This is a genomic window from Komagataeibacter saccharivorans, assembly GCF_004348195.1.
Taxonomy (GTDB): Bacteria; Pseudomonadota; Alphaproteobacteria; order Acetobacterales; family Acetobacteraceae; genus Komagataeibacter; species Komagataeibacter saccharivorans.
The window spans coordinates 1,530,940-1,542,500 of record NZ_CP036404.1 but is presented as its reverse complement, the minus strand read 5'-3'; the positions used below and the strand labels follow the sequence as shown (position 1 = coordinate 1,542,500).

At 54.7% G+C, this 11,561-nt stretch carries 7 protein-coding genes, 1 tRNA gene, 2 rRNA genes and 2 pseudogenes (1 of these 12 running past the window's edge); 7 read left to right on the top strand and 5 right to left on the bottom strand.

Annotation, left to right across the window (positions count from 1 at the left end):
* The 4 genes from KSAC_RS07030 to KSAC_RS07015 form a co-directional block, all read left to right on the top strand.
* Positions 1-1,613 (top strand): 23S ribosomal RNA (locus tag KSAC_RS07030); it begins 1,126 nt to the left of the window's first position.
* A 113-nt stretch (positions 1,614-1,726) separates the two neighbouring features.
* Positions 1,727-1,842: ribosomal RNA gene (rrf, locus tag KSAC_RS07025) — 5S ribosomal RNA — on the top strand.
* A 21-nt stretch (positions 1,843-1,863) separates the two neighbouring features.
* Positions 1,864-1,940: transfer RNA gene (locus tag KSAC_RS07020), tRNA-Met, on the top strand.
* A 305-nt stretch (positions 1,941-2,245) separates the two neighbouring features.
* Positions 2,246-2,746: a sigma-70 family RNA polymerase sigma factor gene (locus KSAC_RS07015; RefSeq protein ID WP_165927297.1), complete on the top strand. Its 501-nt coding sequence runs from the start codon at positions 2,246-2,248 to the stop codon at positions 2,744-2,746.
* On the opposite strand, the pseudogene KSAC_RS07010 reads toward KSAC_RS07015, so the two are convergent.
* Together KSAC_RS07010 and KSAC_RS07005 are read right to left on the bottom strand one after the other, a co-directional pair.
* Positions 2,677-3,432, bottom strand: a pseudogene (locus KSAC_RS07010) (IS5 family transposase). The gene KSAC_RS07015 and the pseudogene KSAC_RS07010 overlap by 70 nt on opposite strands.
* A 339-nt stretch (positions 3,433-3,771) precedes the next feature.
* Complete coding sequence (locus KSAC_RS07005) at positions 3,772-5,082, bottom strand: D-serine ammonia-lyase (protein WP_132304870.1); 1,311 nt, start codon at positions 5,080-5,082, stop codon at positions 3,772-3,774.
* 98 nt (positions 5,083-5,180) lie between these two features.
* Here KSAC_RS07005 and KSAC_RS07000 point away from each other — a divergent pair, with 98 nt between their 5' ends.
* Entirely contained in the window at positions 5,181-6,146 is a 966-nt protein-coding gene (locus tag KSAC_RS07000) for a LysR substrate-binding domain-containing protein (RefSeq protein WP_207918781.1), read from the top strand.
* A 177-nt stretch (positions 6,147-6,323) separates the two neighbouring features.
* Here KSAC_RS07000 and KSAC_RS06995 read toward each other — a convergent pair whose 3' ends face one another.
* Complete coding sequence (locus KSAC_RS06995) at positions 6,324-7,136, bottom strand: AraC family transcriptional regulator (protein WP_132304866.1); 813 nt, start codon at positions 7,134-7,136, stop codon at positions 6,324-6,326.
* A 93-nt stretch (positions 7,137-7,229) separates the two neighbouring features.
* On the opposite strand from KSAC_RS06995, the gene KSAC_RS06990 reads away from it, so the two are divergent.
* Complete coding sequence (locus KSAC_RS06990) at positions 7,230-7,625, top strand: nuclear transport factor 2 family protein (protein WP_132304864.1); 396 nt, start codon at positions 7,230-7,232, stop codon at positions 7,623-7,625.
* A 20-nt stretch (positions 7,626-7,645) separates the two neighbouring features.
* On the opposite strand, the gene KSAC_RS06985 is transcribed toward KSAC_RS06990, so the two are convergent.
* A protein-coding gene (locus tag KSAC_RS06985) for an IS5 family transposase (RefSeq protein WP_207918819.1) occupies positions 7,646-8,424 on the bottom strand; the annotation gives its coding sequence in 2 pieces (ribosomal slippage) (positions 7,646-8,083 and positions 8,086-8,424; 777 coding nt in all).
* A gap of 310 nt (positions 8,425-8,734) precedes the next feature.
* Positions 8,735-9,545: pseudogene (locus KSAC_RS06980) on the bottom strand (IS5 family transposase); the annotation flags it as partial.
* A gap of 320 nt (positions 9,546-9,865) precedes the next feature.
* On the opposite strand from KSAC_RS06980, the gene aspT reads away from it, so the two are divergent.
* Entirely contained in the window at positions 9,866-11,557 is a 1,692-nt protein-coding gene (aspT, locus tag KSAC_RS06975; RefSeq protein ID WP_132304862.1) for an aspartate-alanine antiporter, read from the top strand.
* Positions 11,558-11,561 lie beyond the last annotated feature (4 nt).

Sequence of the window (11,561 nt, the reverse complement as noted above, 5' to 3'; positions counted from 1 at the left end):
AAGCCACGTGCCGAAGCTGTGGGTGCATTCTTTGAATGCGCGGTAGCGGAGCGTTCCGTAGGTCTGTGAAGGAGACGGGGTGACCCTCTCTGGAGATATCGGAAGTGCGAATGCTGACATGAGTAGCGACAAACAGTGCGAGAAACACTGTCGCCGAAAGTCCAAGGGTTCCTGCGCAAGGTTAATCCGCGCAGGGTGAGCCGGCCCCTAAGGCGAGGGCGAAAGCCGTAGTCGATGGAAACCGGGCAAATATTCCCGGGCCTGCCAGAAGTGACGAATACAATATGTTGTCGGGTCTTATCGGATTGATCCGGCTTTTGGAGTATTCCAGGAAATAGCTCTGGCATATAGACCGTACCCGAAACCGACACAGGTGGACTGGTAGAGAATACCAAGGCGCTTGAGAGAACGATGCTGAAGGAACTAGGCAAATTACTTGCGTAACTTCGGGATAAGCAAGACCCGTCAGTGGGCAACCATCGGCGGGTGGCACAGACCAGGGGGTAGCGACTGTTTAGTAAAAACACAGGGCTGTGCGAAGTCGAGAGACGACGTATACGGCCTGACGCCTGCCCGGTGCCGGAAGGTTAAGAGGAGGTGTGCAAGCACCGAATTGAAGCCCCGGTAAACGGCGGCCGTAACTATAACGGTCCTAAGGTAGCGAAATTCCTTGTCGGGTAAGTTCCGACCTGCACGAATGGCGTAACGACTTCCCCGCTGTCTCCAGCATCGGCTCAGCGAAATTGAATTCCCCGTGAAGATGCGGGGTACCCGCGGTCAGACGGAAAGACCCTATGAACCTTTACTGCAGCTTTGCAGTGGCATCAGAGACATTCTGTGTAGGATAGGTGGGAGGCTTTGAAACCGGGGCGCCAGTTCCGGTGGAGCCATCCTTGAAATACCACCCTGACTGTTTCTGATGTCTAACCGAGGCCTGTTAGCCAGGTCCGGGACCCTGCATGGTGGGCAGTTTGACTGGGGCGGTCGCCTCCCAAAGTGTAACGGAGGCGCGCGATGGTGGGCTCAGGCCGGTCGGAAACCGGCTGTCGAGTGCAATGGCATAAGCCCGCCTGACTGTGAGAGTGACAGCTCGATCAGAGACGAAAGTCGGCCATAGTGATCCGGTGGTCCCGCGTGGAAGGGCCATCGCTCAACGGATAAAAGGTACTCTAGGGATAACAGGCTGATCTCCCCCAAGAGTCCACATCGACGGGGAGGTTTGGCACCTCGATGTCGGCTCATCACATCCTGGGGCTGGAGCAGGTCCCAAGGGTTCGGCTGTTCGCCGATTAAAGTGGTACGTGAGCTGGGTTTAGAACGTCGTGAGACAGTTCGGTCCCTATCTGCCGTGGGTGTTGGAGACTTGAGAGGATTTGTCCCTAGTACGAGAGGACCGGGATGAACATACCTCTGGTGCACCGGTTGTCGCGCCAGCGGCACAGCCGGGTAGCTAAGTGTGGACGGGATAACCGCTGAAAGCATCTAAGCGGGAAACCCACCTCAAAACAAGGTCTCCCCAAGGGCCGTGATAGACCATCACGTCAATAGGCCAGGTGTGGAAGCGCAGTAATGCGTGCAGCTAACTGGTCCTAATCGCCCAATAGGCTCATTCCATCGCCCCCTCAAAAGGGCAACACACATGCACAGCAGTCATCCACTCTTCAACACAATAACAAAAACGCACCAACCCATCACATCCTCTCCCCATACCGGGGAGACTGGATGACCTGGTGGCTATGGCGGGGAATGATCCACCCGATCCCATCCCGAACTCGGCCGTGAAATGCCCCAGCGCCTATGATACTGTGCCTTAAGGCACGGGAAAGTCGGTCGCCGCCAGGTCTTCCAGTCTCCCCAAACAACCGCGGGGTGGAGCAGCCCGGTAGCTCGTCAGGCTCATAACCTGAAGGCCGCAGGTTCAAATCCTGCCCCCGCAACCATGAAATTCAAATGAACTCAAGTAGTTAGCCCGCTCTCCGAGCGGGCTTTCTGCGTTCCAGAGCACTAACTGGAATCATATAGGAATCAATCGGGGGAGAAATCCCACGTAGTTCCGGAGCGCGTGGGGCGCGCCAGAAGAGGGCCGGGAAGGGTAAGAATCGGCCCAGGCCACACAGCACAGGGCCGATCCGCGAACCTTCTCCTTGCCTTCACTGCCGTCCTCACGTAGCTACCAGATAAGAATGGTTCTTAAATGTGGTGAAGCGGATTCGTATGACCGCGTGATGAAGTGGACAGCGCACCTTTGGACAGCGAGAAGGACAATCTGAGCCTGTTCGTGCAGAACCGTAAACGGCTGGTCGATTATGCGACCACTGTCACGGGGACTACGACGCAAAGCGAGGATATCGTTCAGGAAGCGTGGGTTCGTTTCTCGACGTTCTCTCAGGCTGATCCGAATTTTGTTCGTGAACCGTTACGCTATCTCTTTCGCATTGTCCGAAATATTGCTCTTGATGGTAGACGGGCACATATCAGTCGTAGCCGTTATGTGATTTCTGACAATGGAAGCGAGACAACTCATCTTCAACCAGATGAGCGGGCCGTTCCGGAAGTCGAGATTTTTCATCGCCAGCAACTGGCCATTGTGCGGGATGCTCTTGCAGAACTCCCAGAACGCACAAGAATAGCCGTGGAATTGCACCGTCTTGAAGGATTGAAGACTACGGCGTGTCGTCAGTTAAGCAGGATGATGATTGAGGCGAACTGCACGGCAGCGAGGAAGGTCGATTTCAGTTTATCGTAGCGGGTTGCGATAGCGCGAAACTGCTTGAGTTTATTGAAGAACCTCTCAACAAGGTTCCGTTCACGGTAGCGAGAAAAATCGGTTTTCCGTCGTGTCGTTCTGTTGCGTTTTGGCGGGATGACCGGGATAATCCCGCGCTGTATCAGCCGATCGATCAACCTGTCCGCGTCATACGCCTTGTCAGCAAGAAAAGCATCCGGGTCGATGTTTTCCAGAAGCGGTTCTGCCTAGGTGATATCGGCATCCTGTCCCGGTGTGATGCCGAGTTTCACCGGATTGCCCAGAGCGTCGCAGATGGCATGGATCTTTGTAGTCAACCCGCCTCGTGATCGTCCGATGGCCTGATCCGTGCCCCTTTTTTGAGAGCTCCGGCACTATGCTGATGCGCCTGGACAATTGTGCTGTCGATCATCATGTATTCGTTGTCGTGATCAGCGGCCAGATAACGAAAATATCCGTTCGATGACGCCGCTTTCACACCAGCGGCGCAGACGCCGGTGCACGTTTTTCCAGTCCCCGAAACGGGCAGGAAGGTCGCGCCATGGAATACCCGCGCGATAGCGATGCAGCATCGCCTCCACGAACAGACGGTTGTCCACCGCAGTGCCGCCGACATAGCCTTCTCGACCGGGAAGAAGATCCTTTATCCGCTCCCACTGGTCATCGCGTAAACTATAGCGCCGCATCTATCTGTCTCCCTCAAAACGGGAAAACAGTCAGCACACGCAGACACAAAGTACAACCCTCACATGCCATATTCAGAGCTTAACTGACGACACGCCGTAGAGCCGCAGTTCAATACTCTCTGGCCGGAGATATTTCCGGATCGTATTGCGTGACAGTCCCGTCCGGCGTTCAATCTCGCGGATTGGAAGATGATCCCGGCAGTCCACCGACGGATCACACTCAGAAGCTCCATGTCAATCACTCCTCAAACCCCCAGCAGATGCTGCCGGGGAGTGTGAAGGCATGGGTCAAATCTCGATGAAAATTTCCGCCCTACCCGGGTCAGTTCTCAGTGAAAATCAACATTCTAACGATCTTATCTTCATCTCAGCCATATTCCTGTAATGACTGCGCTGAAGTTCCGGAATAAGAGAACCTCCTGTTGCCCAGATAACATGTGTCGCGTGATCTGGAACGATCTGATGTCTCTTCAGATATTTCCGCCCTGCTTTGGTTTCATTAAGCCATATTGGCCCGCGCAGTCCGGCCGCTGCAGATGGTTCCAGTAAAAATCCCAGATATTTTTCTACAAGAGCCATATTTTCATATAACTCGTCATCGGAAACCGTAAATACGCCTGCCAGCATTTCCTGAATGCGACGCGCGACAAACAACGACGCCTGTCCGACGGCAAGTCCGTCGGCTTCCGTTTTGTTATCTAGTCCGATTTCTGCAACGGAGACCGGCTCCATCTGGCCAGAACATAACTGGAGCAGCATGGAAGGTGATGCAACCGGTTCAGCAAAAAAGCAGTGTACGTCTGGGCCAAAAATCGCTTTCAGCCCGACCGTAATGCCGCCAGGTGCACCGCCTACCCCGCACGGTAGATAAACCAGCAACGGCGTCTGGCTGTCCACCTTGCGCCCTACCGCATGCAATTGCATTTTCAGTTCCAGTGCTGCGGTTGCATAGCCGTAAAACAAAAGGGCGGATGCTTCATCGTCAACAAAGTAGTCGGACTCTTGCATGAGCGAACGCGCCGTCGCAACTGCGACGGAATAGTCCCCCTGATGTTCAACGACAGCCACGCCCCGCGCCAGAAGACGATCTTTCTTCCATTGTCTGGCATCGGCAGACATATGGACTTCCGATCTGAACCCAAGGGCAGCCGACAGGGTACCGATTGCAAGGCCCAGATTTCCAGTGCTGCCTACGAGGATCTTATGTGCGGAAAAGAGTTCTCTGTCCGCCTCTCCTGCCAGACAATGCCTGTCAGAGTCGGGACTGATGATGCCATGGTCAAGCGCGAGTTTTTCGGCATAGGCGAGAACCTCGTGAAACCCACCCCGCGCCTTGATCGAACCTGCGACTGGAAGCAGGTCATCACGCTTGATGAACCACGCACCTGGTGCGGTTACGGGCGAACATGCGGCCAGTTTCCCCGCATCGGTCAGGGGAGACTCAATTCGACCATCTGTCGGGCCCAATTCGTTGAAGAGCTCTGCGAGAAGCGGTTCACACCGCTTGAAGCGAGTACCTGCATCAGCGATTCCAGCTAATATGGACTGATCAGGGCGGCAGTCAGGGGACAGCCGATCATTAAGCCAGAGACAACGCTTTTTCGTGCGCAAGCAATCTATAATATGGCTATAATCTTTGCTATTCGTCATTTCACGCGGCCTGAATGATGCTGTTCTGGCGATGACGTGTAGCGCGTCGTGGCATCAGGCGGAAACGATATATTCTAATTGATGCATTAGCGGAGTTAATGGATATGCCTCTGCCCTCAACATCAGTTCTGGGAGCGCTTCGCAGCTTTCATGTCGTCGCAACGAAGCTCTCCTTTACGAGGGCAGCCGCCGATCTATGCGTAACCCAGGGAGCGGTCAGTCAACAGATCAGGCTGCTTGAACAGCATCTTGGCCTCAGATTGTTCATACGATCCGCACGTACCCTGACACTAACAGGAAAAGGAGAGGCATTGCACAAAGTCATGACACGTGTGTTCTCGGATACCGAGGCTATTCTTGGAGAACTACAGACACCTGATGCGCCTCTGCAGATAAGTTGCTCGCCTTCGTTTGCCCTGCATTGGTTGACGCCCCGTCTTGCGGATTTTAACGCACGGCATCCTCATGTCCCGGTTCGACTTGTTGCGGAGTTTCAGGATCTGGATTGCGAGGAACTTGCACGGGGCCGTATTGATATCGCCATTCGTTACGACCCCAAACAATACAATGATGTGGCGGCGGAAGACCTGCTTGATGAGTTTATTATTCCTGTATCAACGCCATCATTTTCAGAAAAAGAACAACCGCTGGAAATAAGAAATGTCCACCTTCTGCACGATAACGAACCGTGGACGGGTGCCCCTGAATATTGTGAATGGAATGACTGGATAAAAGAAAATACGGACGATTACAAATGCACGGTTGGCGGATCGCAGTTTAACCTGTCCAGTCTCGCGCTGGGATCTGCCCTGAAAAATCAGGGTATGGCAATGGGTAGAATGGCCCTAGTGTATGACGACATTCTTTCTGGAAGACTTGTTTTCCCATTTGGGAAGCCGATGCCTGCAAGAGCACGTTATGTCCTGATCTGCCGTGACGCCGCAGACAGGAGAGTAAATGTTTTCACGAATTGGTTAAGAACCGAATGTGCCCATTTTCGGCGACAGCGAGACAACATGTTGAAATCCATGCCAACAGAGGACCGTTCATTGAAAAGCAGATGATTGCCCGCCCGACAGGGATAGCAGCGCGCGTAAGACGATATCAAAAAAGTGCCCGCACCATGGGAGAAAACTACCCATGTAGAAGTATTTAAAAAAGCAGTTACCAAATGACTGACATAAGCCTGTAGTAATCCGTTTACTGAATGCCTATCAATGACGAATCTTACCAGATTATGCTCATATTGGGTCAGTTGCCCCAACCCGGCAGCGTTGTGTATAGGCACTGGGGCTATAGCCGGTGTTTTTTCTAAAGGCGGCAGCAAACGCGCCCAGACTTTCGTAACCGACTGCGGCGGCGACATCGGTCACACGTTGGCGTCGCGCTAGCCTTTCCTGCGCATTAAGAATACGCAGGCGCTGCCGCCAGACTGAAAACTGCATTCCCGTATCAGCGGTAAAATGGCGGATGAAAGACCGTAAAGACATTCCTGCCATATCTGCCCACTCCTGCTGTCCTCGTGGATCAGCAGGAGTGACACTCAGGGCTTCTGCGATCCGCTTTAGCCGAGCATCTTCGGGAAAAGGTAGTGAAACAGAATGACGCGGAATGGACAGGAATTCATCCCAGAAGCTTTCGGCCAGTCTTGTAAAGCTGTCCTGCCATATTGCCTCTTTGGTATTTTGCGACAGACGTTCAACCTGAGCCATCAATAATCGCGTGCAGTCTGCCACAAAAGGCTTCTGTGCAACTGAAGAATACCTCTCAGCAGTAATATACAGATTCCAGCCTGCGATAGCACCGTGGGAGCGTGCTTTATGAACAAAGCTAGGAGGCAGCCAGAGAAGCTGCCCCGGCCCGATTAGCCAGTAGGAATGTTGAGTCATAACGGCCATAACACCGCTTTCCACGACGAATATCTGCCCCTTTTCGTGAACATGCAGGTCAGTGGTTCGGCGGTTCGTCTGTCTTACGGGACTTCCAGATAGCCAGGGAACGCCACATGACGGAGCAGGATCTTCTGATAAAAAGGAAAACGGTTTAGCGTGCATGAGTCGAATTATGGCCTACGATCGGCAGAATGCCAAAAGCATCTCCTTTACAATCTTCTGGTCCACTCAATTCACAAGATTAAAGGGGATTCCATGTCTTCCACACACCACGAGCAGATCATCAGGGAAATGTTCACCACATTCACGGACTTTGGTTCAACTCCGGATAAGCTGCTGGATTTCATGACGCCGGACTATCGGCAATTTGTCGATGGACGTGAAATGACATTGGGCGACTTCCAGGCCCACACATATGCCTTACGCAACGCTCTTGGTGCGTTGGAAATAGATATTCAGCATGTCGTATGTGAAGATGATAAGGCTGCCACCGTGCACGTGGCTCGTGCAACACGTCGTTCCGGCGAGCAAAGTCTGATCAAGGTTATTGCCTTTTATCAGTTTCGAGAAGGCCGCATCTGTCTGGTGGATGAACTGACGCACGTTCTGGAAGGTAGTGGAAGCGATCGGGCGCTTGGGGCGCTACAATGAGAAAACCCAGTTAGGGCCTGTTAGGCCTTGATGTAGTCTACTGTAGCAGCGATGAGGATGACGGAAAGACAGGACGCGGCTGTCTTTTCGTATCGGGTCGCGACAGCCCGCCACTCCTTGAGCTTTGCCCACAGGTTTTCGACCAGATGCCGGTGTCTGTAAGCCCATTTTGGACAGGCGACTTCCGGATCATTCTTCCTTGGCGGGATGACAGGACGAGATCCCCGGTTCCAGAGATATTCACGGAATTTATGCGAGGCATATCCACGATCACAGACGACATAGGTCGGTGGGTACGGCAGATCGTCGAGCAAGAAATAAGCGGATGGCAGTTCCTGTGCCTGTCCGGGCGACAGTGTGAGGGACAGCGCCCTGCCATGCCCATCCGCGGCTACGCAGACCCTGTTGCCAAAGCCTCCACGTGAGCGGCCAGGCGCCTCACGATCCCTGAGGCATCCTCTGTATCCCCCTTTTTGGCGGCCCCGGCCGCCTTGTGATGGGCACGGATCGTCGTGCCATCGAGAAAAACCATGCCGAGGGCCTGATCCCGGTCTTTGACCTTTTCAAAGAGGCACTGCCGCACCCCAAGCTTCGACCAGCGAATGAACAACTGTGCGGCAATCCACCAGGGACCAAACTCAGATGGCAGAGCGCGCCATTTTGCACCGTTCTGACGGCGCCAGAAAATCGCAGATATCGTCCCTCGAAGGTTCTTCGATGGGGTCTTGCCCTTCGGACGGACTTCCTCGATCAAAGGCTCCCAGACGGACCATGCGGTATCAGAAAAGACAGACTGCATCATGCTCATCATAAACAGCTATGAAGTCCGTTCTGTCATTCAAGGACTAACAGACCCTAATTCGAGCAGATGCTCTCATTTCAGATATGAAGTGTCTGCTTTCGGAAAACACAAATGAACTGGTGAATGACTGCAATGAAGGCGTAAGTAGCCTGCCGCTTGCCTGCGCTGAGCAGATATATCACTTGCGCCTCATCTCGGACATTTGCGGGTGGCTGAAAATTACACAAAACTGGACATTGGTGGATTTCTGCCAGCCTATTTTCCATTTGGTGTATGCGCGCGGTTTTTCTACATATTAGAGCCTGAATCAGAAAGCGGTTTGATTGATTTTCCGCAGAACTCTGCGGATATGGGCAATCATCAACCACGCGTGGGATGACGAGATTGTTGCCTCGACATCCTTCGTGAGACGGCGGCAGCGTCCGAGCCATGCAAAGCTGCGCTCCACGATCCAGCGTTTGGGCAGGACGACGAAGCCTTCGGCCCGATCGCTACGTTTGACGATCTCGATCGTCCATCGACCGAGTTTAGCCAGCGCACCACGCAACTTCTCGCCAGCATATCCCCCGTCACCGATCAGATGGCAAAGCTAGGGAAACAATGAGCGTATCCTGACCGCTATCAGCAGCGCACCATCACGATCCTGAATGTCGGCGGGATGAACGACAGCCGCCACGACATGACCCGGCGGGTCGGTCGCGATATGCCGCTTGCGGCCCCTGATCTTCTTACCCGCGTCATAACCGCGTGGTCCGCCATTTTCAGCGGTTTTAACCGACTAGCTGTCGATGATGCCCACTGACGGCATAGCATCCCGTCCATCCTGCTCGCGCGACAGGATCACGAGAATATGGTTGAACGCTTCCCAGCGGCCCTCGCGGACCCACTGATAGAAATAGCCCTGCACGGTCGTGAACGCCGGGAACTGCCGCCACTGGCAGTCCGTCGTGACAATATAAAGGGGTGCCTCCATGACGCGGCGCAGGTCAATCCGACGCGGTCTCCCAGGTCACTTTCTTCCGGGCATCTGCGGAGCAATCAGCGCCCATTTCGCATCGGGCAGGTCACTTTGCATACTCAAGGTCGTCCCGGCGATACTGCGTGCGGGTGGTTTCAGTTTAAGCCATCTCGATCTCATCCGGTTCTTGCAAACCTATGAATCATAACCTTCTGTAATCAACCAATTAACTTTCGGTCGGGCTCCTGGTATTGCTGTGCTGTGAGCCGTAGGCACAGCATACATGATAAAATGACTGATCGTTATTTTCATGAATAATACCAGCATATATGACGGAATAATTATCAATACATAACATTACGATATAAATACTATTATTTTTGTAGACTTTTATTTCTTTTTAATGAATAGGGCGATGACGGGAAAGTGAGGAATCGCGATTTTTCCTTGTAAAAACAATCACGAGCAGGGAAACATTTGATGCACGCATTTAGCGACCTTCTCTCCAGCCTATTCAGTGCGTGTCCGGAAATGGCCCTTTTCCTTGCACTGGTCATCGGGTGCTGGATTGGTCAGTTTCGCTTCGGCTCGTTCCAGCTTGGTGGCGTGGCTGGTTCGCTGCTGGCGGCTGTACTGATCGCCCAGGTCGGGGTACATATCGATTCTGGCATCAAGAACGTGCTCTTCGCGCTGTTCATCTATGCCGTGGGGTTCCAGAGCGGCCCGCAGTTCTTCCGCTCGCTCGGGCGGCAGTCATTACGCGAGATCCTGATGGCCGTGGTGCTGGCCGTAACCGGGCTTGTTACAGTCGTGGCGGTGGCGCGACTGTTCCATCTGGATAAGGGGCTTGCTGCGGGTCTTGCCGCAGGTGGCCTGACCCAGTCGGCCATTATCGGTACTGCCGGGTCGTCGCTTGAAAAACTGGGGTTGCCGCTGGCGCAGGTGCAGCAGATGCAGGGCAATGTCGCAGTGGGGTATGCCGTGACCTATATTTTCGGCTCCATCGGACCGATCCTGCTGTGCGTAAACATCCTGCCATGGTTCATGGGCCGTGGCATCCGTGAAGATGCCGTGCGTGCCGAAGCGGCACAGGCTGGTGGTGTTTATGTCTGCGGAGAAGGCGAGGTTCCGGCGCTGCCCGATATCGTGGGCCGTACCTATCGTGTCACGCAGGCAGCCCTGAGTGTCGCCAGCATCGAAAGTGCGGCCCATGCCGTAACCGTCGAGCGGATCATGCGCGGTGGCCGTCCTGTGGGTGTGACTGTCGATGCGGTGCTGCAGGCAGGTGACCAGATCCTGCTGGTGGGGCAGCGGGCCGACATTATTGCCGCAGGACAGCGCGTGGGCACGGAAACTGGCGATGTGCCGGGCATGGACCTGTCCCTTGTTCGGCATGACGTGGTGCTATCGCGCAGGGATTTTGCCGGGCGCACGGTTGCGCAGTGCGCGCAGTTGCTCTCGGCAGCAGTGAAGCATGGCGTCTATCTGGTCGGACTGTCACGCGCGGGCCAGCCGGTGGCGCTTGCATCCGATACTACGGTGCACGAAGGCGACGTAGCGACCCTGCTGGGCACGCCTTCTGATGTGCAGCGGGTCGCGGCACAGGTTGGTACGATCCTTACGCCCGGCATCAAGACCGACCTGATTTTTCACAGCCTTGGCATTGCCCTTGGGCTGCTGATCGGCCTCGGCGTAGTGCGCCTTGGCGGTATTCCGCTGACATTGGGCAGCGGCGGGGGCGCGTTGCTGTCCGGACTGCTGTTCGGCTGGTTCCATGGCCGCCATCCGGCGCGCGGCAGCATGCCCGCGGCTGCGTCAACCCTGCTGGTTGACCTGGGGCTGGCGGGTTTCGTGGCCGTGACCGGACTGCAGACGGGCCAGCAGGCCATCGCCACGATCATGCAGCACGGCATGACGCTGTTTCTTCTGGGCGTGGTGGTCACCATGGTGCCGCTGGTCATCACCATGTTCTTTGGCCGCTACGTCCTGCGCTACGACAATACGGCCATCTTCGCGGGCGCGCTGGCGGGTTCGCGCAGCGCCAATCCCGCTTTTGGCGAGGTCCTGAACAAGGCGGGAAATGCGGTGCCGACAACACCGTTCGCCATCACCTATGCGGTGGCGAACGTGTTGCTGACCCTGCTTGGGCCGCTTGTGGTCGCATTTGCCTGAACAA

Coding starts and splice junctions, on each gene's coding strand:
- KSAC_RS07005 (WP_132304870.1), bottom strand. CDS start 5,082: ATGACGAATAGCAAAGATTATAGCCATATTATAGATTGCTTGCGCACG.
- KSAC_RS07000 (WP_207918781.1), top strand. CDS start 5,181: ATGGATATGCCTCTGCCCTCAACATCAGTTCTGGGAGCGCTTCGCAGC.
- KSAC_RS06995 (WP_132304866.1), bottom strand. CDS start 7,136: ATGCACGCTAAACCGTTTTCCTTTTTATCAGAAGATCCTGCTCCGTCA.
- KSAC_RS06990 (WP_132304864.1), top strand. CDS start 7,230: ATGTCTTCCACACACCACGAGCAGATCATCAGGGAAATGTTCACCACA.
- aspT (WP_132304862.1), top strand. CDS start 9,866: ATGCACGCATTTAGCGACCTTCTCTCCAGCCTATTCAGTGCGTGTCCG.